We start from the raw sequence: 23110 nt of genomic DNA, 5'->3' as shown, positions 1-23110 counted from the left end.
TTTATAGTAAGGACCCAAACTCTTTTGAACGCTCAAAAACACTTATCTTCTATCCAGCCTCTTTATCAATCCGTCCAGTTCCTGCTCAAAGTGATAGAAACCGCTTATACGCATATCGTCACGCACGCGCCTGCAGTCCGGGGATATAGTCTCATAGTGCGGTATGCCGTTGAACTGGAAAAGCTCTCTCAGCCTGGCAAAATCCGTATTGCTTACGCATATTGCCTCTTCGCCGTCAAGCCATTCCGAAATATATTTCCTATAGGCATCGCTGCCGTTCGCATCGCGCTCATCGGCAATGAACACGAGCTTCACGTCATCGCGTGAGGCTATTTTCCTGCGCATCTCCCTGCTGCTCTGAATGGCCGAACGGCAGGGACCGCATCCCATTCCCCAAAAGTCGATGAACAGGAAGCGTCCAGGATAGCGTGCTGCTATGGAACGGACAAAGTCAGCAGAGGCACTGCCTTCCGGCAGGGGTGCCGTAAGTTCCGTCTGGGCCATCTTTCCGGCATAGAATTTCTCCGCCTTCTCCCTGACATACGGATTAGAAAACATATTAAGATAGGCTGGAAAGACATTGCCAGGCAATGCAAGTCCGGCAACGAGCTCCTTACGTTCCGCATCTGTCTTGGTCGTATCGGCCATAATGACCGGTATACGTTGCTCCATATTTCTCCATAAGTTGAAATTGTCAAGCATATCATTGTAGATACATATTTGCGCCAACAGGCTGTTATGCTCCGTTGCCGTCATTTCACGTATGGCATCCATGATGTGTCCGGGTTTTTCCATGCAGTTGACCGCATTCACCACATAGCCTGTCTCTCCGCCAAACGGTCTTATCCTCACAAAGTCGGAATACTGGATACGGTTTACGAAAGTATCATAATAAGAATTTGTAAGCAGCAGCGGATTATCCAATTCTATGCGTTTCAACGGTGTATATGTTGCGGCATCTCCAAGTGCAAGCCATTCCGCGCTGTCTGTTATTTCCTTCGTATATTTGCCGTCAACTTTCTTCCACTTCGCCACGTCATCCTCATGATACATGATATAGTCCATCCATGAATATGCGAAATTCAGCTGCATACCGGCCAGCGCCAGCTGCATCTCCATAGGAGTGAAACGGTGAATCCTGCCCTTTGCCTTCACGTGATAGAGAAGATTCCGCCATATATCTTCGGCCAATGCCATGGCATCGCTGATTTTTCTTTCCGGATCTCTCTTTATCAACGGATAGCAAAGGTCTATCGTATTAAGCCCTGAACGCAACAGGCGTTCCGCATCCTTGCTGCTTCCGCTGTTGTACCGGCATTCATAACGTCCGTCTCCGTTACGGGAAACGGTTATGTCAACAGTCTCTCCGGGACGGGCAAAGAAAGGTATCTCTTCAAGTCCCACCTTTGAGCTTCTTGTTATGAACGAACTGTAAACCGGATAGCTTACGCAAAACTTCTTCTCAAACTTTCCATCCGGCTCTATGTCCATCACCACCGTACCGTTGTCTTTCCTGAATACATCATCCGTAAAGTACTCCATGCTTGAGAATCCGAACCGTTTCTCATCATATCCCTCTATACGTCCTCTGACTGTCACTGTGTCTGTCTTGAACCAGTCTTGCGGAATCTCGTACGGATTGGCATCCGACAGCTGTTTCATCGACGGAGCCTTTATCTTGTATTTGTTATCGTGAATTCCCAAAAGCATAAATGCTCCGCTGCCGTCGCCTTCAATGAAATCAAACACCTTCGTATGCTTTGGCATAGGCTCGAAGTGCATGGTGAAACCAGTGATTCCGCTTTCCGGTGAGCGCACCCACTTGCCAAGGGCAATGCCCTCAGCAGAACGCAGCGCATAACGCCGGCCGTCTTCGTCCGTCAAGTAACTGCCTTTTGCAAAGCGGAAGTTTTTTTTCTTTTCATACTTCATGGTGAAACGTACGGTTGTGGCCGTGTCACTAAGAATGACCTCACTGGCCTGCAACTCACCGTAATAGACATTCACACACGCCATCGCCACAGGATACTTTATTCTTTTCCATACCTTTGCATGCCCTGCCAATGCGACAATGGCAAGCAACGGGAGGAGAACACTTTTCTTCATCGGCTTAAACACATTAATATTTATGATACAAAGGTATATAAAAAGCATGAGTTTTTACACCGGCATAATAAAGAAATCATTTTTCTTTAGAATAAATTTAAAGAAAAAACTTCAACCATATTATATCCGGTTGAAGTTTTATATATTTTTTCATTCCTCATTATGTATCATGGCAATGGCAAGGCACAACAACAGCGTCATGGACAGACACAAGACAGCAGGCAATATATACGGCACAGGCCCCACAATGCCTTCTATATGCATGAACAGGGATGCCAATGCCGCTGTCACCTCCTTACTGTATAACGCCATGACCGAGACACATACCGCCACTGCCACGACAATAATAAGAACCGGTGACAACAAGGCATCTATCAGCCTGCCGCGCCATGACGTGCCATAGGAATGCCCCGACACCATCCGCCAATACTCCACGGCCTCCTCCTGCCGCCTGCGTTCCTTGGCTATATGCCTCATCACACGGCCGGTGAAATCATCTGCATGCTTCGGTTCCGGACAGGTTTGCCGGAAAAGAAAGCTTAGCTGCTCTTTATCCTTATTTTTTCTTTTCATAATCAACTCAATCATTTCGGGTCAGTACTTTTTTCAGTTTCTGTCTGCCGCGGTGCAGGTGGCTGCGAACAGTGCTTTCGCAGATACGGGTGACAGACGCTATCTCACGCACGCTCATGTCATTCAGATAGAACAGCACCACCGTGGCGCGCTCCGCCTCATTAAGGCTGCCAAGGGCGGCTGCCAGCAAAGCTTGCCGCTCGGTCTGTTCAAGATGACTGTCGGCAGTCTCCGGTGAAACGTCATACGCCACGGCCGACAGCGGCGACTTCCTGAAACGCGACGTGCGGCAATGGTCTATCCATATATTGTAGGCAATACGGAAAAGCCACGTCCGGAAACACCGCGCCTCGTTAAGGGACGACATCCGCTGCCATACGCGGATGAAAGTCTGCTGTGCAAGGTCGTCACTGACATCCTGCCGTCCCCCGGTCTGCATGAGAAAGAACCGCAGCACACCGTCCTTATATCTGTCCACCAGCCTGGCAAATGCCCGCTCATCACCCCAAAGACGCCAACGTGCTATCCACGCCTGTTCTTCAAGGGTGTCAAACATCTGCATCCGGATTTCCTCCTGTCATGTCTTTAACGGCACTGTTCTTACGCTGTCCCTGAATGAATGTACGCTGCAGGCGGTGACGTATGAAAGCCTGGGCAAACATAACAGACGCAATTACAGCTCCGATGTAAAACACCGCTCCGTTATTAAAGATGCAGGCCAGAAAAAAAGACACTACAATAATCAGTATGCCCCAAACAACACGCTTCAGGCAATATGAGGCTGTGCTGATATCCGTAATGCCGGCACCGTTCATCATGGCATTCATGCCGTTCGCCATCTGCTGCCATACAGTACCGCTACCTATGCCAAGGGCGGCAAGTATCTCCGGAGAGACCTCAATGCCTGAACGCAGCATATCGAAAACCATTTCTACCTGCTCGCGACGGCGGCGCTGATGATATACATACAGGAATATCACAGCAAGCGGAACGAGCCATATTGCCACCAGCGAGGAATATTTCGAAATCATATTGAATGCATTTCTTTGCCTGTCATACTCTCTGTCCATGTCTCTCTGGGCCATACGTTCTGCGGCTTTCTGCCGGGCTTCCTCTTTCTCAAATGCAAGTTTCTGCTTGTAGGCCTCCAGCTGATAGGAGTTGGTGATGTAGGCTATGTCCGCATTTTTCCCCTCAGGCAGCTGATTGGCCGCGGGAGCGGTGACAAATACGGTGTCTGTCTTAGTGATTACAACCGTATCTGGAACATTCCTGGCAATGCGCCGCGAATTCTTCTGCGCCATAATTGTCGACACACACAATGTAAGGCCGGCAAAGGCCATTATCATACTACCTGCGATTCTTTTTGTTTTCATACCTATAACTGTTTCTTGGTTTATTTTCTGCTCTTAAGACGACAGGCAGACCTGATATGTTGCAAATATACGGAGATTTTTTATACCTGCAATGAAAATCAATAAAAAGTATCAGCATCCGGAAGGGAATTCTTATATCGCAAAGCGATGTCCAAACATGTTGAGGTGTTCGGCATACACATCCGATGCTTCCACATTCTATCCCTTTTCCCTCCCCTTTGGGGAGGTTAGGAGGGGCTTCATCCATGCCCCTATTGAAGAATTCATTTTAGTAATTAAAAAGAATAAAGATTTCGGCATTGGCTTAAAAAGCGTGTTTGCCATTCATAAAGTGTATGTAGCCTACATACACAGTGTACGTAGGCTGAATACACAGTGTATGTAGCCTATGTACACTTTTAACATTTGCCATCCTTTTTAGAGTTGTAGTATTTTTATCAAAAACGAAAAATATCCTTACGGTTTACAGGTATCGGTTTTCCGAAAATAACACCTATTATATCAGCATGTACGTAGATTATTTTCCTGTCTTATCCCGCCTGTAGTCTTTCGGCAGCATTCCATATGTATCCTTGAAAATGCGTGAGAAATATTTTGCGGAAGAGAATCCTGTGCGGGATGCAATGTCTGCAACGGACATATTGCTTTCTCCCAACAGCCGTGCGGCCACATTCATGCGGATTGTGCGTATATATGCTGATGGCGACTGTCCGGTAAGCGCCTGAACACGCCTGAACAAACCTGTACGGTCCATTGCCATCTCGGAGGCAAGGCTCTGCACGGAAAAACACTCGTCGGAAAGATGAGCCTCCACCGTTTCACGGAGCCTGACGAGAAACAGTTCATCGGCATTGACGTCATCGTAACCGTTGCCGGTATCCAGTATCTCCCGAACTTTCCCTTCCGTAGGCACAGTAAATGGCTTTCCTGTCACGGCCTCAACATCAGAGGCACCGGTTCTTTCCGGAAAATCATCGTGAGAAGCCGCCCTCCGGCCCTTTCTATAACGCGCACAGACAAACAGCAAGACGGCAACGAGCAGGATTGCCATGCCCGCAAAAAAGAATGCCGCATAAGATTCGCGGCGGACAGTATCATCCTTTTCATGACGGTATACATAACGCAAAGACTTCTTCAGACTGTCTGGACAGAACGAGCACATGCCGCCGCCAAAACCCGCACGCACAATGCCTGTAGAATCTTCGCGGAACATTTTTCCTGCCAGAAGCTCACGACCTCCAAGACACAGGCCGTCAAGACGCCCGTAGTGCCTGAGTTCAAAACCTCCTGCCCCTACAGGTGTCACACAACTTATGCACATAGGAGTGGCAACCCACACATCATCGTTTACGACAAGCAATGACTGTATATTGGCAGGCTTGAAACCGTCGCACTCACCCATACGTGCCGCCACATTGCCCAAGGCATCGACAACGACCAGCCCCGTGCGGGTGCCTATATACAGGAGGCCGTCAGGAGTCTCAGCAGTGCAGTTGGTAAGTCCGGGGGCTATTCTTTCGGCATACTCCTTGGCACGCTGCGAACAATACTTTTCTTTTGAACGGTGGGGATATGCCACTGAATCCGTATGTATCAGCATGCCGCGCCTGTGGTTGCGGTAGAGCAGACCGCTTTCCGTTGCGCCTACCCATATCCCTCCGTAACGGTCAAACACAATACTGCTCATGTCGTCACTCACGGAAAACGTCCTGTTGCCGTCTTCTACAGGCAGCCCGCGTATCTTATCCTTCTTGCGGCCATCGGGAGTTATTATGTATATTCCTCTGTTTCCAACTATATATACCATACTGTCGGCCGCCATTTCCATGTGCGAGGTACGTGTCCTCAATCCTATCACAGGCAGCCATTCGTGGTTCGCCAGGTCGAGACGCGTCAGAAAAGCATGATGCTCATCCTTGTGGTTCAAGGCAAGCCAAAGGCTTCCGTTTATTATTCTCGCGCTGATGCCGTGACGCAGCTGTGACGAAAGACTATCGGCCACAGCCATACCACTGAACACCATACGAGCCCCATCCCCGTCTCTGTTCAACTCACACACACGGCCGGTTGAGAAACAAAGGAATATACGGTTCGACACGGAAATGATCTTTTCCGGAACACCGCACTTCAATGCCTTCAGATTGGCCACACGGCGGAATTGTCCGCCTTCACGGAAATAAAGGGCTCCGTCAGCCGTCGCGGCCCAATACCGCGTGGCCCCGGCACGCACACCATGACCGTTGTCTATAAAAAAAGCGGTTATCCTTCCGCCATGCCAACCCATGGCGGCAAACACACTGTCGACATTCACCGCACCTCCGCCATCAGGCATTATGACATGCAGAGAACCCTTATTGTGGAGCCACAGGCGGCCCGCATCGTCAACGGCCATACGCCTGTAGGCATGATAGTCGTCAAGGGCGTATGCCTTTTGCGGACTGACAGCAAACGAACGGAATGCGGTGCCGTCGAAAATATCCACCGTGGCAGTAGTGGCCACGGCCATGCGCCCGTCAGGCAGCTCGGCCATACACCGCACACGGCTTTCGGCAAGCCCGTCATGGATATTAAGCAAAAGAAACGGCTCCTGTGCGAAAACAGGAAGTGTGGAGATACAGAAAACAATATATATAAGACTGACGACCTTTCTCACCGTGAAATGTAGATTAACTGTTACAATAAGTGCAAAATTAAGCAAATTCCATCACTAAAGCAAATATACCGGTTCTTTATTTAAACCAGACATTGAATGATGCGGATATTACGGAAACATAATAGCACTGTAACCGCCTTTCCTCGTTTACATCCCATATAGCAAATGTTTTGCTGAGCGGAAAGACAAACCGGATACAACAGAGAAAAGGACACGAATGTTGACGAAAAAGGACACAAATGTTGAAAAACGGCCTTTCAAAGGCTATAACAACATTTATGACATCATATAACAACGCCACGAAACGAAACATAACCAACAAAAATCATATCTTTGCAAAAGACAAGCGACATCCAAGCCCCTCCTGACCTCCCCGAAGGGGAGGAAAAAGGATAGAATGTGGAAGCATCAGGTGGATATGCCGAACACTGCCCAAGTAGGGACATCGCTTTGCGATGTGTACAGCGTTTTTCCACACATCCATGACAATGCGTATGACACGTGCCGAAGGCGAGAGCACGTACATACTGTTTGACAAACAATAACTAATATATCATGACAATGCGACACTTTATGAAACATTACATAACATACATTCTCTTCATCACATTCTCCTGCATGCAGGCCTCAATGGCACAGAAGAACCTGCCTCCGACACTGCAGGCCGACAGCGCAGACGTACGCGCCGAGGTGATGACACAGGCATACATCGCACCTAAACGGGTGATGTGGGTAAGCGACAGCCTTAAGATTAAAAACACCGGAGTGCTTACAACACTAAGAACCGGACAGCCCGACATGGCACGTGAGCCATACTGCGCAATACAGACCGGGAAAGACACGGTGTCGATCATTCTCGATTACGGACGTGAGCTCCACGGAGGACTGAAGCTGGTGTTGGGACACTGCAATTCCGGCAATCCTGCACAGATACGTATACGCTTCGGCGAGTCCGCAGGCGAGGTTTGCAGTGACAACGACGGAGGAAAAAACCGTATGGGATTCTCGTCAAACGACCATGCCATTCGCGACTTCGTGACTGTCATACCGCGATACGGAATGCTCGAGACAGGAAACACCGGCTTCCGGTTTGTCAGGATAGACTTCCTGAGCCCCAACCGCACGATACAGCTTAAGGAGGCTTCAGCCATCCTACGCTACCGCGACATTCCATATACAGGCTCGTTCAGATGCAGCGACAGCCGCCTGAACGAGATATGGAACACAGGCGCATACACCGTACACCTCAACATGCAGGAATACCTATGGGACGGCATAAAGCGCGACCGTGCCGTGTGGCTTGGCGACATGCATCCCGAGGTCTCCACGATAATGAGCGTGTTCGGACAGAACAAAGTGGTGCCAAAGACTCTCGACTATGCCTGCCGCCTGTATCCGTTGCCTCAGTGGATCAACGGCATAAGCTCATACTCTCTCTGGTATCTCATCATACAGCATGACTGGTATATGCGCGGAGGCGACAAGGATTTTCTTGAAAAACACCGAGGATATATCACAGGCCTGATAGACAAGATATATCCTTTAGTGGACGAAGACGGGACTGAACATCTGGAAAAAGACACCAAAAGCCAGCTAAGAAGGTTTCTCGACTGGCCGTCGTCGCCAAACGAAAAAGGAGTGGAGGCCGGCTACCGGGCACTTATCGCATGGGCAATGACGGATGCGGAGAAACTGTGCAAGAAGTTGAAAGATGACGCGCGGGCGGAAAAATGCCGCACTGTGACCGAACGCCTGGCTAAACAGATCAGACATCACAACAACCTGAAACAGGCGGCCGCGCTGATGTCCATCGCCGGAATAATGGCACCGGAAAAGGCATGCGACGAGGTTATTTCCGTTGGCGGAGCCAAAAACTTCTCCACTTTCTACGGCTATTACATGCTACAGGCTATGGCAATGGCCGGAGAATACCAGGAGGCAATGGACATCATACGACGGTACTGGGGAGCTATGCTCGACCTCGGAGCCACAACATTTTGGGAAGACTTCAATCTCGAATGGACAAAAGACGCGGCACGCATAGACGAGTTCGCCGCGGAAGGAAAACGCGACATACACCGTGACTACGGTGACTACTGCTATCTAAGCTACCGCCACAGCCTGTGCCACGGATGGGCATCCGGCCCTACGGCATGGCTCACGCAACACGTGCTCGGAGTAGGCGTGGAGGAGGCGGGATGCAGGACTCTGCGCATAACGCCACATCTCGGCGACCTCAAATGGGCCGAAGGCACATTCCCCACCCCGCTCGGCACAGTAAGCATACGCCATGAGAAAGACGTAAACGGAAATGTGAAATCAAAGATAAAGGCACCGAAAGGTATCAGAATCATAAAATGACAAAACGACTTATTATGAAAAAGATTGCATTTATGGCTTTCATGGCCTTTTCCAATGCTGTCATGGCACAGACATGGATATGGTATCCGGGAGACATGGATATATGGACAGGCAACCGCATCAACAACCTGCGGACCGAAGACGGAGGGTTCTTCCCCGTATTCTGGCGCACTGACGGACATTGCCAGACCGTGGAGTTTTCCAAGACTGTGGAACTGGCGGAAGCTGAGGAGGTGGAGATTGCCGCGGAAGGACGGTACAGCGTGAAGATAGACAAACGGTATCAGTTCGGAATGCCTGGGAAAGTCGGTATTCCGAAAGGAAAACACACAATAAAGATTGCCGTCAACAACATCGTATCGCCTCCGGCTATATGGGTCAACGGACCCACGATAAAGAGCGACGATACGTGGACGGTAAGCGACTATGCCACAGCCGAACGCTCCGACACATGGCTCGGCATAGACGGCAAGCCGATGTTCGACCGGATAGACAGACGCCCGTCCGGATACAGACTGCCGGTGACAGCCGTCGCTCCGGCTAAAAAAGAAACACACGGCCGAGAGATTTTCGTTGACTTCGCAAGGGAGTCTATGGGATATCTGATGCTCAACGGGGTGAAAGGCAACGGCCATGTGAACGTTTTCTACGGTGAAAGTCCCGATGAGGCACACAACAAACGCAGAGCCTATCTCAGGGATAAGATTGTCTTTACAGCAGACAGCATAACCGACATGATGACAATGACAGTAACACACCGCACTGCAGACCGTGACTACCGCCTGCCGCACAGCAGGGCCATGCGCTATGCCCTCATTGAATGCACCGGCAATGTCAGCCTCTCCGGTGTCACACTGATGTCGGAGATGAAAGACCTCGGGAAAAAGTACCGTGGCTCATTCACCTGCAACGACACACTGATAAACCGCATTTGGGATGTCAGCGCATACACTCTCCACCTTACCGACCGTGAGGTGATGATTGAAGGCATCAAACGTGACAGGTGGATGTGGAGCGGGGACGCGATACAGAGCTATCTCATGAACTATTATGTGTTCATGGACGCACCCGTAGTGCGACGCACCATCTGGGCGTTACGCGGCAAAGACCCTGTAAAACAGCATATAAATACCATCCTCGACTACACATTCTACTGGTTCAACTCTGTATACGACTACTATATGTATACCGGTGACAGGGAATTCGTGCAACGTATATATCCGCGCATGCAGTCGCTTATGCACTTTGTCGAAGGACGGCTCGACAGCCGCGGAATGGTTCAAGGCAAAAAAGAGGATTGGGTGTTTATAGACTGGTCACCGGAGAAGATGCCCAAAGGCGGACAACTGTCATTCGAACAGATTGTCTACCTGCGAAGCCTGGAGGCAATGAGCCTCTGCGCAGGAGTAGCGGGCAACAAATCCGACAGCACCGAATACCATAAACGCGCGGAAAAGCTGAAAGCACAACTCATACCGATGTTTTGGAACGACAGCAGAAAGGCATTCATACACAACGTGGAAAAAGGCATACAAAACAATTATGTGACAAAATATGCAAATATGTTTGCCGTACTCCACGACCTCGTTGACGAAAAGCGGAAGAACAACATACTCAACAACGTGCTGACGAACGATTCCATCATGCCTATAACCACACCTTATATGCGCTTCTATGAGCTGGAATCGCTTTGCGCGCTTGGAAAACATACGCATGTACTAAAAGAAATGCGCGGCTACTGGGGAGGAATGCTAAGCGAGGGCGCGACATCATTCTGGGAAACTTACGACCCGAAAGAAAAATATCCGCAACGGCTTGCCATGTACGGGCATCCTTACGGCAAAAGCTTGTGTCATGCATGGGGAGCGTCGCCTGTCTATCTCCTTGGAAAGTATTATCTCGGCATCAAACCTACAAAGCCGGGGTATGAAGCGTGGGAGGCCGCACCGTGCCTTGGAGATCTTAAATGGATGCGTGGTGATGTGCCCGCACCGAATGGAAACATCCATATTGAAATGACCAGGCAGATGATTACCATATATGCCGAGGGATGCGGAGGCGGGACTCTGTCTTTCAAGTCAAGAACACGCCCTAAATCCTCATACGGAACACCGGTACACGAAGGCGACGGACAGTACCGTCTGAAAATAGAACCAGGAAAAAAAATGACCGTGAAGTATAAAGAAATGAAGTGAATTTCTCATGTTCGTTCATTTTTTGTGTATGAAACGCTTGCATTTTGTCCGGTTTGCACTATCTTTACAGACAAACAATACAACAACAATGAGAATAAACGGAATTAAAAGACTGCTATTGGCATGCCTTACAGGCCTGACTGCGGCCGCCACGGCACAGACCACAGGCCTTAGCGGCAAGCAGATCGGAGTTATCGGCGACAGCTACGTACGCAACCACCGCGACAAGATTGAAAACACATGGCATTACAAATTTGCCGTAAAACACGGTATGGAGTATTTCAACTACGGACGAAACGGCAACTGTATATCCATAGACCTCAAACAATGGGGAGAGGGCATGTACAAGAGATATAAGACAATGAAAGACTCGCTGGACTATGTGATAGTGATAGCCGGACACAACGATGCCTCAAGGCTCGACTCCATCGGCACGAAACTGTTCAGCGAACGTCTTGATACCCTATGCCGCGGACTCAGGACGAAATATCCTGAAGCGGGAATAATATTCTTCACCCCATGGAAATGCAGCGGTTTCGAAGGCAGCGACAGGGAGAAGGTAACAGACATAATGAAAAAGGTATGCGCCGGATATGGCTTTCCTGTGTTCGATGCCGCGCGAAAGAGTAATATAAAAGCCGACAACGTGCAGTTCCGAACAAGATTCTTTCAGGGTAAAGACGGAAAAGACACCGCGCATCTGAACGCACGCGGACACGACCTGTTTCTTCCGGTGGCAGAGAAATTCCTGCTTGAACACATGAGGAAATGACCGCCGGCAGGCCTAATACCCCCATGCCGAGGCGTTACGGCTGCCGACACATATACCTTCGACATTGGTTATGTTGGCCTTTGTCAACCGTTCGCCCTCAACGAAGGCAACACGCTGGCCGGATTCAGTGAAACGGCGGCAGAGCTGCTCGTCGGTCTCTCCGCTGCATATATATCCGAGACCGTTAACCGAAACGGTGTCACCACGGTGCATATTCCTGAGGGTCACACGCACCCAACCACTGAAATATTCATCGAAACTGAACAGGAAAGAGTTTCTTCCTTCACGAGAAAACACCCCGTCGTGTATATGCTCAACGGCTCTGCAGGTTCCCATCACAGGCCGTGGCACATACCTGAAGGCCGGCACACATTCCCTGACGGAAGCGATATCCGATGTCTCCGCTCCCATCCAACGCCATGTTTCGTATTCATAGCCGCTCCAACCCGGGTTATACAGCCGACTGTCATGACGCTCGCTTTCATATACCGTGCCACTCATATCATAATCACCGGCAAACGATGTTGCCGCTCCGGATATCCCGCACATCCACAAACTGTCTGACGAATACGAGAACAGAGGCCTGAAGCCGTCATAACCGCAAAAAACAACGGAGGCAAAGCACCGGCCGGTATTGTCGGGCGAACACCACAAGGCAACGACGTTGGTATCGGCATCAAGAAAACGGCCAACCTCGTAGACCACTACCCCGACGGCATTCGGACCGCCACAGGCCTGCGACACCACATCATCACCGTATTCCATCACGGCGGTAGTGACATTATATCCGTTTACAAACAACTGATAACGGCCGTTTGCCGCCACGGACACCGTGGCCCGGGACACCTCTTCCAATCCCGTATACATCCTGCTGAACAGTATCTGCTCTCCGTCACGGGCCGAGGGATGTGATATCCAGCCGCCCTGCCACCATAAGGTATTTCCGCTGCCGTAAACGGCCGGCACCGGAAGTATCAGCAGAAACAGAATGACAGCATATACTATATTCATAACAATATATAATTCCAACCTATACCATTGAGCCACAAATAAAGCGGGCCTGCACCACATATTGCGGATGCAGGCCCGCTTTTCCTATTGCGGCCGGACACCGCATACATGTTTACTTATTGTCGCAGATAAGGTTCTCGCCCGTCATGTCCTCCGGCTGCTCCAGACCCATTATATGCAGGATTGAAGGAGCCACGTCTGCCAGGCGGCCGTCTTTCACCGTCGCACTGTTGTTGTCTGTTACATAAATGAAAGGCACTGGATTAAGCGAATGGGCTGTATTCGGTGAGCCGTCCTCATTCACCGCATTGTCGGCATTTCCATGGTCGGCGATTATTATCGCCTCGTAGTCATTGGCTTTTGCCGCCTCGATAACATCCTTCACGCAATTGTCAACGGCATGCACGGCCTTCGCTATCGCATTGTAAACACCGGTATGTCCTACCATGTCGCCATTGGCGAAGTTCACCACTATAAAGTCATACTTCTGTGTGCCTATAGCCTCAACCAGCTTGTCCTTCACCTCGTATGCGCTCATCTCAGGCTTAAGGTCGTATGTGGCAACCTTTGGAGACGGCACAAGTATACGGTCCTCACCATCATACGGAGTCTCACGGCCACCGTTGAAGAAGAACGTCACATGAGCGTATTTCTCAGTCTCCGCCGTATGGAGCTGTGCCTTGCCCTGCTTGCTCAGATACTCGCCAAGAGTATTCATCACATTCTCTTTCGGGAACAGCACGTCCACACCTGTGAACGAAGCGTCATACGGAGTCATACAGTAATACTGAAGGTTCTTTATAGTGTGCATGCCATCCTCAGGCATATCCTGCTGTGTAAGCACCTGTGTAAGTTCCTTGGCACGGTCGTTGCGGAAGTTAAAGAAGATGACAACATCGCCTTCCTCTATGCGTCCGTCAACATTACTGTTTACAATAGGCTTGATAAACTCGTCGGTGACACCTTCCGCATAGCTCTCCTCCATGGCTTTCACCATATCGGAGGCCTGCTTGCCCTTGCCTTCCACCATGAGATCGTAAGCCTCCTTCACACGGTTCCATCGTTTGTCACGGTCCATGGCATAGAACCGTCCCACGATACCGGCAATGGCCGCACCGTTGGCCGCACAAACCTCAGTAAGCTCCTTGATGAACCCAATACCGCTTTTCGGATCGGTATCGCGTCCGTCCATGAAACAGTGTACGAACGTCTTTGTAAGACCATACTCACGGCCAATCTCAACAAGCTTGTAGAGATGATCGAGTGAAGAATGCACGCCACCGTTTGATGTGAGTCCCATCAGGTGAAGCTTCTTGCCGTTGTCACGTGCGTATGAATATGCAGCCACTATACCGGGATTCTGCATGATAGAGCCGTCCTTGCATGCTCGGTTTATTTTAACAAGGTCCTGATACACCACGCGCCCTGCACCGATATTAAGGTGTCCCACCTCGGAGTTACCCATCTGTCCGTCGGGCAGACCTACATTCTCACCTGAAGCCTGAAGCTCTGAATGCGCGCTTACGGCTGTAAGATAATCAAGATAAGGTGTGGGAGTTCTGAAAATAACGTCACCCGCACCGTGTTTTCCGATGCCCCATCCATCGAGAATCATCAGTAAAGCTTTCTTTGCCATAGTCTTATATGATAAATTATTGTATTCCGGAATGCAAAATTACAACAAAAAAGTGAGAAACAAAAAAACGAAGAGCATATTATTCACTCTTCGTTACTTAAGTCACTCCGACTCCCCAAAAGAGTCTCTTCCTTCCACTTTAGGGAGTCAAAGGGCCCCTTATTAATAGTTCTCCGGCTTAATCTGGAAATATGCCTTTGCATGGTCGCACACAGGGCATACCTCAGGAGCCGACTTGCCGATGACGATGTGTCCGCAATTGGTACACTGCCATACTGCCTCACCGTCCTTAGAGAACACTTTCTTGTCGCGTACGTTCTTAAGCAGACGGAGATAACGTGCCTCATGCTGCTTCTCAACGGAAGCCACGCCCTCAAACTTTTCCGCTATCTCGTCAAAACCCTCCTCACGGGCCTCTCTTGCCATACGCTCATACATGTCGGTCCACTCATAGTTCTCACCGTTGGCCGCATCCTCAAGATTCTGCTCGGTATTACCTACCTTACCGCCATGCAGATATTTATACCACAGCTCGGCATGCTCCTTCTCATTGGCCGCAGTCTCTTCAAACAGGTTGGCTATCTGCACAAAGCCCTCTTTCTTTGCCTTTGAGGCAAAATAAGTATATTTGTTACGTGCCATTGACTCACCTGCGAATGCCTCAAGCAGGTTCTTCTCTGTTTTTGTTCCTTTCAAGTCTTTCATAATCAATATTTTAGTAATAAATAAAATGTATACAAGATAATACAAACCTGACGCAATAAAACTTGCTTTATATTGCTGGGGTGTAACTTATCCTATTGCAAAGATACATGGTTTCATTACATATCAGCAACAATGAAACAAAAAACAACTAAATTAAAACTTTTATCACAATTGCATGTCTTTTTATGTGAATCACCGGAAACAAGAACTCCAATATCATCTTCCAATAAGGGTCGCCTTGGGTTAGTGAAATGGTTATTGTCATATAAGTATTATCAAGCACATTATATATTCCATCCAACTCGGGGTTGGGCTATACGCTGATGTTTCCATACACACTCCCTTTCTCTCCCCTTTGGGGAGTTGGAGGGACTTCATCTTTCTTTGTGGATGTCAGGAGAGATTTCATACAACGTGTAGGGACGTGCCTTTGGCACGTGTCAGGCGACAAACAACCACAAAACTATTTCATTATGAACACTGTACACATCGCAAAGCGATGTCCCTACTCGGGGATAAGGCTTTCCTTTATTTTATCGGAGGATGTTTTCCCGCCTGGCACGTGGAACAGGTATCGTCATGAAAGTACTATGAAACGAGAATCACGGAATTTTGTCAATCACTCCAGGAACTCGATTATCTCCTTTGCCGAGATCTCTTTTGCTATCACTCTCTTTTCCTTTCCAATAAGATACATCACAGGCATGGAAGGAAGATCGTAAAGCCCCGTCGACGGTATGCCGGAGGCATCATTTGCCACAATCCACCCGTCGGGCATCGAGTCAACGGTGCTCCGCCACCGGCTGTCAGAGGTGTCAACACATACGGCAAGCACAGTCAGACGGCCGGTGGCAACGGCATTGCAGAAGACGACACTGCCGTCAAGCCTGCCCACTGTTTCCATGCAATGACGGCAGTCGGGATCATAGAACATGAGGAGAAGGGTGTCGCCAGGCGTGGCGTGAAAGGTATGGCGGCCTCCGTTGCGGGTAGTATATGCGAAATCGGCGGCAACGGTCCCCCTGCGGTTCTTCCTGGCAGCCTCAAGGAGGAATGAGGCGCGTGACATCACCGCCTCCCCGCCTGCGGGAAGATTCGACATCTCTTCAAGAAACATCATGAAGCATTCCTCATTGTATACGGGAGAGCCTTTCTCATAAAGATATTTCTCCGCCACAACGCACAGCAGCCTGTAAGCAGCCTTGTCAGCTGAGGCACGCATCATAAGCCCGGATATAGCCGGAGGCAACGCCTCCGCACGGGCATGGGGAAAGAGAGACGCGTAGGTGGAGAAACTCCTTTCCATGAACACACGGCTGCGGCTGCGAAGGGTGTCGCGGAAGTCAAGGCCGTCCCAGAAATGCTCCACAATATAGGCGGCACGCGCGGAAGGGACGGTAAGGGAAGAAGGGACGGAAGGAAGGGGAAGCTCATCAACGGAAAAGGAAGAGTCAGCCACGGCAGTGCCGGACACTGCCGTGGCTGACTCTCCCAAAGCCTCTCCGCATCTTGCAGCAACAGGCTGCAGGAACATTGAGGAAAATATAAGTATGATTTCAGCAAGCCTCATATAGACATACCATATCAATCCGACTTTAAATGTTTCCCGTTATTTTTTCCTCACAAGCTTGATTGGAACGGCATCACCGTCTTTAGGCGTATTGTCATTCCATTTATATATCAAGGCATCGTAAGGACCGAACGTAAAGTCGAAATAATTTATATCCCAACCCACATTGGAACCACTGTTGTCTTTAAGCCAATACAAAGCACCGGGATTCGATGCAATATTATACGTAATGGGACGGTACTGATTATGATGTCCGTTGTCATACGACAGTTCTTTCGGCTGTGCCCCATAACGCAACACACCAGGAATATCAGGTTCCTTGCCTGAATTATTTACCAATGTTCCCTGAACCGTACGACGGCCCATTCCATACGCACCAACGGGGAAGAACACCTGGTTGAAGTTATTACTGTTGTAAATGATTGCTCCACGCATACCCACATTGCTACTACGTGAGACATTTTCCGGGTCCAAGTACATGAAAGCATCGGCCGTATTAGTGGCAGGCTCCGTGGCTCCATCATAATAGCAGACTCCCAAGGCCACACGATGCGATCGCAATTTTTCGTACTGTGCATAAGTGGGAAGCGAATACTCACGTGACTCACCTACTACAGTCGCCTTTATGTCCGGCCATTTCCAGGAATCCACCATGGATGTCGTCACACCGTTTTCCGCATTGGTCCTCGCATATCCCTTTATATCTTTCCATGCAGTAGTCTTGGTGCCGTCAGAAAGTTCCAATTCCGCGTTATAAATGGTAGTTATGCCGTTCGTTGCCTCCGAAGGTCCCCACGTTTTATTATTTGAAATAAGAATGCCCTGCTTCAAGTTTCCACGCTTGAACATCGTCCCCAAGGCAAGAGGAGATTGAGTAAGCTCTGCCTCAACTGTTCCATCGGGATATGGCACAGTGGTTGCAGTTGTATTGAATTTATACACAGAGTAGCTGCTCCACAATGCTGCATCTTTACCATCATCTATAGCAAGAGCCGCATTTACCCCCTGACGCAGGTAGATGGGATGAAAGCACGTATAGCCGTCATATTCAACCCTCACAAGCGCACATTTTGATTCCGTCTTGCCACAACCCTTAAAACCTATTTTAAACTTTATAGGATCACCTGTCGAACCCCTTACGGTATCTTTTCCGTCATCCAAAGTAAAATAACCATTATCCCCTCCTGCTGCCAGGAAAGCACGCCATTCCCCGTTGGATATCAAAGGAACGAAATTGGTTGATATGGCCGTCTCCAGACGGTACAGTGTAACATGAAAGTCATCTTTATTATCATAACTGCGCCACACCGCCTTGGGATTCGTAATACGTCGAACCTGAAACACAGGAGAATAAGTTTCTTTCCAATCATCAGATCCATCGGAAAGTATATAATGTCCTGAAACACGTAGCACGGCCTTACGCTTATAAGTCTCATACGGGTTGTTGCCGGAAAAGCCGGATATATAGATAATGGACTTCGGACGAGTAAAGACTGGGATATACAATGTCTTGGTGCCGTCACCGTTTCTTACCACACGATACGAGTTACGGTCATTGCCAACCGTCTTTTCTTTCTGTTCATCGGTAAGAGTCACATCATATACTGCCTCATGCTGGGGAATGCTATTTATAGTCGTACCTGCATGGCCTGCCTGTTTTCCTACCACTCCCAAATAATAGTCACGCATAGCCTCAACAGAACCTTTGTCACTACCCGTTCCATCATTCAGATACCAGTCTTTATCAGGCGTATCAAATATTCCCACGGGCAAGACTGTATTCCTGTCCGTATAACCGGTAGGAGCCTTCAGCGCGAGGAATCCTGCCCATATTGGTGTCACCTTGCCATTCTTCTGCAATGAATTTTCATTATATGTGTATTCGTAATAGCTAAAATCACGTAACTTAAACATATCTTTGGGCCCATTGTCTTTTCCACCAGTATACCATTTTTGGTCATGCAGCCCATAATAGTAATCAACTTTATTTTTATTCTTCTCTATCTCATTCACATAGATATCTCTTGCCCACCTAAACGGCAAGATTCCTGAAGGGTCACCTACTATCTCAGGCTCCTGCTTTGGTATCGAATCTACATTTGTAGAATCGAACGGAGCCCAGTTGTTCTCCACAATCTGAACCACCACCTTGTCGACATTTCCCGTGATACGTATAGGATATTCCGATTCCATTCCATAGAGATAGGACACGTTATAGTGTAAGGGAGGGAACACTCCCGGATCCTCCTCCATATACTCAATGTGCCAGTCGGCCTGATTGCCGTATCCCTTGAAATTGAGCGTCAGCTTATAGTGGCAGCTGCGGAAACAGTTGTAGTCGGACGTCATGTTCTGTCCCAACATGCATCGGAACTTGATCGAACCGGAAGACTGGTTGGCAGGGTTCTGGGATACATAGAACCCCTCCACCTCTATGTATGTACCTCCGAACACATTATCCTTGAAACCGGGCTTGCCTTCGGACTGGTCGTCATTTATTTGGTTGCCCAACTGTCCCTTATAATACTCGGTGCCGTCAGGCTTGGGACCGTCAGGCTTATCCTTACCGTCGATGACCGCCTGGTCAACATTATATTTTCCCTGCAGGTTCTCATAGAAATACAGGCCTGCCATATCCTCACCGTGCGTTACCTCGTTGCCATTGGCATCCTTGCCTACGGCACCGTGCTGGGACGAGCCTTTTGACAGACGCATCCATTTTGTATAGTCGTCAGGATACAAATCCCGGCTATGAGTGTGGGTATCATTGACATTATCCTCTGCCCCCTCCGCCGTTCCGGTATAATAATAGAATGACTCACCCTCGGGACGGAGCAGAAGATTACGGTCTGTGGCTGAGGCCGACTTCACCTTCACGCTGTTCTCCACACCTAACTGGCATGTGCGTGGAATGTCCTTGATGGTTGCCTTATGCACATATACGAAGACACGCTCATGAAGCCCGGAGGAATTGAACACCAGCGTCACCTTAGACGCCAGACGGCGCACCCATGCATGCAGCTTCACTGTGCCACCGCCACCGATGCTGACCTCCGGGGCGGTGTACTCTCCGCCCTTAACCTGTGAGGGATTGTCCACGGCATACTGTCCGGCAGTGAGCGGACGGCTCATACGGTCGTTGTCTGCGGTAAAGTAGCCGAACATCTGATCGTTGATTCCCCTACCGTCATTCTCGAAGCCGTCTTTCGCGTTCCCATAATCTTTCTCACTCGGCTTCTGCTCGCCTGTCTCCGCCTCGCTGTCGAGCTTCATCGGTTGCCACGTCATGGTGAGACGACGCAGTTCCTTGGCTCCGAGGGTCTTGAGATATTCCTTCACGTCCTGTCCGCCGACATCGTCATTGTCGATGTTCAGAGCGGCATAGATGCGGTATGTGCCGGCATCAAAGAAATCAGGAAACCTCATACTGTAACGGTGGGTGACAGATTCGGCGGGATTGCCCGACTGCAGGTTGCCGTTGTCTGTGGCGTCACCGGGCATCCCGCTCTGTTCTTCCCTACGCAGGGTTTCCTTCAAGTCGTCATAATCATATACATATAAAGGAAGGTCCGCACCCTCCTCCGGTTCGGAACCTTTATATACAACCACAAATATGTTGCGCATATACTTGTTGGCATCGGCAGCGGAACGGGTACGGCCAAGCGTGGAGGCCTGAAGGGGATTAAAGTCTATAGTACATTCCACCTGTGCCGGCCTGCCGTCAAAACCGCCCTCATTGATCATGAGGTCGTCGGTGCATCCGGCCAAAGAATACAAAACCGCCATAAAAGGCAATAATCTTAACAGATATGATTTCATTGCTCAGAAAATATATGATAATATTGCATCTGTGCCATACACTTCCCCTCCTCTACTTTGGGAAGGTCAGGAGGCGCTTACTTATGGTCTTTGGGAAACAAATCATCGAATCCGAAATCCATCTCCAGACTCACATTACGCAACGGCATGATTGTTATCTGCCTGTCGTTGTCTATTGTTATATATATGTCCGCATGAGTGTTTCTCGGAAGCTGCGGCAGGTTGGGAAGATATCCGTGGAAATCCGTTCCGTCGAGGCTCAGTGTCAGCGAATAGTTTTTCCCGTCGCTGTCAGCATCCGTATATTTCCCCTCAAGCAGATACACCGGAGCGATGTCGACCCTGCCTCCTCCGGCATTCAGTTTATTGGCGTCCTGCCCGGTATTTCCGTCCAGTCCCGCCTTTCTATATATGTCGTATGTGGCGTATGTCACGTTGTCAGGAGTGTCGAATGACCGGATGTCCTTAAAGCTCACCCCATCGTCAGACACCCTGTCTTCATACACAGCGTTTCTCGGCAGGTAATACATCCTGTCGGCCATCTTATGGATCTTCAGTCCTGTTATATTATATTCCGCCGGGCTGTTGTTCGTTATATGGAACGAAACCTTCACAGCGGCTCTTGTCACGAAGAGAGTTGTCGCCACATCCTCGTCTTTCACCTCCACCTCATGACACTCCGTCATCGGCAGAGGACCGGCAATCTGCTCACCGTCGCCGAGCGTGAGCATAATGCTTTCCATCTCTTCTTTCGGGAACTGCGTCCCGACACGTATCTCACCGAGCATACGGCCCATAAGCCGCCCGTCCGTGTTTTCTCTCTTCGTCTGTTCGTTGACAAAGAGGTATACCTTTTTCCTTTCATTAGGCTCCACCTCTATCTTCTCATATCCGTAATATGTGTTCGGAGAGGCGAGCATCACAGGATGGTTTGCCTCGACAGTGCCGTCGGGACGCACCACTATGATGCGCAGAGTATGCATCTTCTCATTGGCATTCACCGGGTCTTCGGGATAGACAGCCTCCGAACGGGTCACCGGCCAGTGTACGTCGGCCGTATTGACGCTTATGCACAGGTTTACCTTGGTATTCCCGTCACCGGCACCGGACATAATCAGCGGCTCATCCTCACATGCCGCAAGGGCAAGCAAGGACATGCATGCAACAAGAAAGCTGATTATATTACTGCCTTTTCTCATGAGGAAATTTCTCTATGACGGTTATACCTTATCTTTTAATTTGATTCAATTCAATTGTTTATGTCGCGTCAGAACTCAGCATCGTTGATTCTAACCACCCAATCGTTTACCACGATATGAGCATCCATCCATGTGCCGTTGCGCAGGAAGAAGAACAGTGTCCAGTCGCTCTCGCGGTCGAGGTACTCCTGGTCGCGCATGTCACGGTAGTGGTCGCTGCGGGTCAGCAGCAGATATTTGTTAAGAGGGATGCTGAGCACCTCCTCACCGGCGTTCTCCGGAGCCTTGCTGCTGTTGCGTATGGTGAGCTTAGGACCTTCCTTATCCTCAATCCCGGTCATAAGGCGCGAGGTCATGATCTCAGCGTATGCCACTACAACAGGCGTGGGCTCCACACCGTCACCGTTTACTATGACGCCTGTCTGCGACTGACCTGTCGTCCAAGGGGTGTATGTCACCGAACCGGCAGGAACGATATCATCGTCAATGGCCTTCAGCACGGTGTTGTCGTCGGTTATCTCGAACTCGAAGTCTGAAGGGTCGAGGGGGCCGCCCTCTTCCTGCTGCAGCACGATGCGTATGTTGTTCGTATTCTTCATCATCTCCACGGTGCCCTCGGAATAGAGGTCGGAGGTCTCAAGGGTAAGAGTGCCCCAGTACATGTCGTGAAGCTTCTTCTTGCCAGGAACATAAAGGCACTCCTCGTTCAGCTTAACGAGAAGATTGCCAAGAGCCACGTCCTCCTCGCCGGCACGGGTGCCTTCTATGAACGAGAACGAGCTTTCGCGGCATTCCATGCCGCCGTAGGCTACGAACCGGTAGGTGCCCGGCTCAAGGTCGAGGGTCATCCTGTATGACTCGTCCCGAAGCTCGGGGCCCGTAACGGTGCGTGTGCCGATATAGTTGCCCTCATTGTCGTAGATGATGAGCGTGAGGCAGTCCACCTTTTTCGGAAATGAGTTCGCATACTCCATGTTGTATTCATACACAAACCGTAACGACACTCCGTGAGGACACGGCTCCAAATCCTCGAAGATGTTGTCGCACGAGGATGTGAAGGCTGCCGTAAGCACGGCGGCAATCACCGCGCTTACGAACCGTGAAATCATATTATGTTTTCTACCTTTCATGTTT

General features: G+C 49.6%; 15 protein-coding genes. 3 read left to right on the top strand and 12 right to left on the bottom strand.

The annotated features are described in order from the left end of the window. Positions 1–42: 42 nt before the first annotated feature. The 5 genes from HPS56_RS09440 to HPS56_RS09420 all read right to left on the bottom strand — a co-directional run bounded on the left by HPS56_RS09440 (position 43) and on the right by HPS56_RS09420 (position 6753). Positions 43–2106: a hypothetical protein gene (locus HPS56_RS09440; RefSeq protein ID WP_172275896.1), complete on the bottom strand. Its 2064-nt coding sequence runs from the start codon at positions 2104–2106 to the stop codon at positions 43–45. Positions 2107–2256: 150 nt separating this feature from the next. Continuing rightward, on the bottom strand, positions 2257–2679 hold the full coding sequence (locus tag HPS56_RS09435) for a hypothetical protein (protein ID WP_172275895.1): 423 nt from the start codon (positions 2677–2679) through the stop codon (positions 2257–2259). Between the two features lie 7 nt (positions 2680–2686). Further along, positions 2687–3241, bottom strand: a complete 555-nt coding sequence (locus HPS56_RS09430; protein ID WP_172275894.1) for an RNA polymerase sigma factor — start codon at positions 3239–3241, stop codon at positions 2687–2689. Continuing rightward, positions 3228–4055 (bottom strand): hypothetical protein, encoded by an 828-nt coding sequence (locus tag HPS56_RS09425; RefSeq protein ID WP_172275893.1) that lies wholly within the window; start codon positions 4053–4055, stop codon positions 3228–3230. The genes HPS56_RS09430 and HPS56_RS09425 overlap by 14 nt, the downstream gene beginning before the upstream one ends. Before the next feature lie 517 nt (positions 4056–4572). Next, positions 4573–6753: a helix-turn-helix domain-containing protein gene (locus HPS56_RS09420; protein WP_172275892.1), complete on the bottom strand. Its 2181-nt coding sequence runs from the start codon at positions 6751–6753 to the stop codon at positions 4573–4575. Between the two features lie 528 nt (positions 6754–7281). On the opposite strand from HPS56_RS09420, the gene HPS56_RS09415 reads away from it, so the two are divergent. The 3 genes from HPS56_RS09415 (at position 7282) to HPS56_RS09405 (ending at position 12036) form a co-directional block, all read left to right on the top strand. After that, positions 7282–9069 carry an alpha-L-rhamnosidase-related protein gene (locus HPS56_RS09415; RefSeq protein WP_172275891.1) on the top strand — a complete coding sequence of 596 codons (1788 nt, stop codon included), beginning with the start codon at positions 7282–7284 and terminating at the stop codon, positions 9067–9069. Between the two features lie 14 nt (positions 9070–9083). Then, positions 9084–11264, top strand: coding sequence for an alpha-L-rhamnosidase-related protein (locus HPS56_RS09410; RefSeq protein WP_172275890.1), 2181 nt, complete (start codon positions 9084–9086; stop codon positions 11262–11264). An 88-nt stretch (positions 11265–11352) separates the two neighbouring features. Continuing rightward, on the top strand, positions 11353–12036 hold the full coding sequence (locus HPS56_RS09405; protein WP_172275889.1) for an SGNH/GDSL hydrolase family protein: 684 nt from the start codon (positions 11353–11355) through the stop codon (positions 12034–12036). 12 nt (positions 12037–12048) lie between these two features. Here HPS56_RS09405 and HPS56_RS09400 read toward each other — a convergent pair whose 3' ends face one another. From HPS56_RS09400 to HPS56_RS09370, 7 genes are all read right to left on the bottom strand, one after another. Beyond that, positions 12049–13047, bottom strand: a complete 999-nt coding sequence (locus HPS56_RS09400) for a hypothetical protein (protein ID WP_172275888.1) — start codon at positions 13045–13047, stop codon at positions 12049–12051. Positions 13048–13159: 112 nt separating this feature from the next. Beyond that, complete coding sequence (gpmI, locus tag HPS56_RS09395; protein WP_172275887.1) at positions 13160–14683, bottom strand: 2,3-bisphosphoglycerate-independent phosphoglycerate mutase; 1524 nt, start codon at positions 14681–14683, stop codon at positions 13160–13162. A 162-nt stretch (positions 14684–14845) separates the two neighbouring features. Then, on the bottom strand, positions 14846–15388 hold the full coding sequence (gene rbr, locus HPS56_RS09390; protein ID WP_172275886.1) for a rubrerythrin: 543 nt from the start codon (positions 15386–15388) through the stop codon (positions 14846–14848). A 619-nt stretch (positions 15389–16007) separates the two neighbouring features. Next, positions 16008–16958, bottom strand: coding sequence for a DUF5106 domain-containing protein (locus HPS56_RS09385; protein ID WP_172275885.1), 951 nt, complete (start codon positions 16956–16958; stop codon positions 16008–16010). Between the two features lie 39 nt (positions 16959–16997). Next, positions 16998–20744, bottom strand: a complete 3747-nt coding sequence (locus HPS56_RS09380) for a DUF4906 domain-containing protein (RefSeq protein ID WP_172275884.1) — start codon at positions 20742–20744, stop codon at positions 16998–17000. A gap of 110 nt (positions 20745–20854) precedes the next feature. After that, positions 20855–21976 (bottom strand): hypothetical protein, encoded by a 1122-nt coding sequence (locus HPS56_RS09375; RefSeq protein WP_172275883.1) that lies wholly within the window; start codon positions 21974–21976, stop codon positions 20855–20857. A gap of 68 nt (positions 21977–22044) precedes the next feature. Then, positions 22045–23106, bottom strand: coding sequence for a FimB/Mfa2 family fimbrial subunit (locus HPS56_RS09370; protein ID WP_172275882.1), 1062 nt, complete (start codon positions 23104–23106; stop codon positions 22045–22047). Positions 23107–23110: the final 4 nt, after the last annotated feature.

The sequence above is a fragment of the Xylanibacter muris genome (genome assembly GCF_013166605.1).
GTDB classification, from domain to species: domain Bacteria; phylum Bacteroidota; class Bacteroidia; order Bacteroidales; family Bacteroidaceae; genus Prevotella; species Prevotella muris.
Note: the sequence above shows the minus strand (reverse complement) of the source record. Positions and strands in the feature narration are given on the sequence as shown.

Coding starts and splice junctions, on each gene's coding strand:
- HPS56_RS09430 (WP_172275894.1), bottom strand. CDS start 3,241: ATGCAGATGTTTGACACCCTTGAAGAACAGGCGTGGATAGCACGTTGG.
- rbr (WP_172275886.1), bottom strand. CDS start 15,388: ATGAAAGACTTGAAAGGAACAAAAACAGAGAAGAACCTGCTTGAGGCA.
- HPS56_RS09370 (WP_172275882.1), bottom strand. CDS start 23,106: ATGAAAGGTAGAAAACATAATATGATTTCACGGTTCGTAAGCGCGGTG.
- HPS56_RS09400 (WP_172275888.1), bottom strand. CDS start 13,047: ATGAATATAGTATATGCTGTCATTCTGTTTCTGCTGATACTTCCGGTG.
- HPS56_RS09375 (WP_172275883.1), bottom strand. CDS start 21,976: ATGAGAAAAGGCAGTAATATAATCAGCTTTCTTGTTGCATGCATGTCC.
- HPS56_RS09380 (WP_172275884.1), bottom strand. CDS start 20,744: ATGGCGGTTTTGTATTCTTTGGCCGGATGCACCGACGACCTCATGATC.
- HPS56_RS09440 (WP_172275896.1), bottom strand. CDS start 2,106: ATGAAGAAAAGTGTTCTCCTCCCGTTGCTTGCCATTGTCGCATTGGCA.
- gpmI (WP_172275887.1), bottom strand. CDS start 14,683: ATGGCAAAGAAAGCTTTACTGATGATTCTCGATGGATGGGGCATCGGA.
- HPS56_RS09405 (WP_172275889.1), top strand. CDS start 11,353: ATGAGAATAAACGGAATTAAAAGACTGCTATTGGCATGCCTTACAGGC.
- HPS56_RS09410 (WP_172275890.1), top strand. CDS start 9,084: ATGAAAAAGATTGCATTTATGGCTTTCATGGCCTTTTCCAATGCTGTC.
- HPS56_RS09425 (WP_172275893.1), bottom strand. CDS start 4,055: ATGAAAACAAAAAGAATCGCAGGTAGTATGATAATGGCCTTTGCCGGC.
- HPS56_RS09385 (WP_172275885.1), bottom strand. CDS start 16,958: ATGAGGCTTGCTGAAATCATACTTATATTTTCCTCAATGTTCCTGCAG.
- HPS56_RS09435 (WP_172275895.1), bottom strand. CDS start 2,679: ATGAAAAGAAAAAATAAGGATAAAGAGCAGCTAAGCTTTCTTTTCCGG.
- HPS56_RS09415 (WP_172275891.1), top strand. CDS start 7,282: ATGAAACATTACATAACATACATTCTCTTCATCACATTCTCCTGCATG.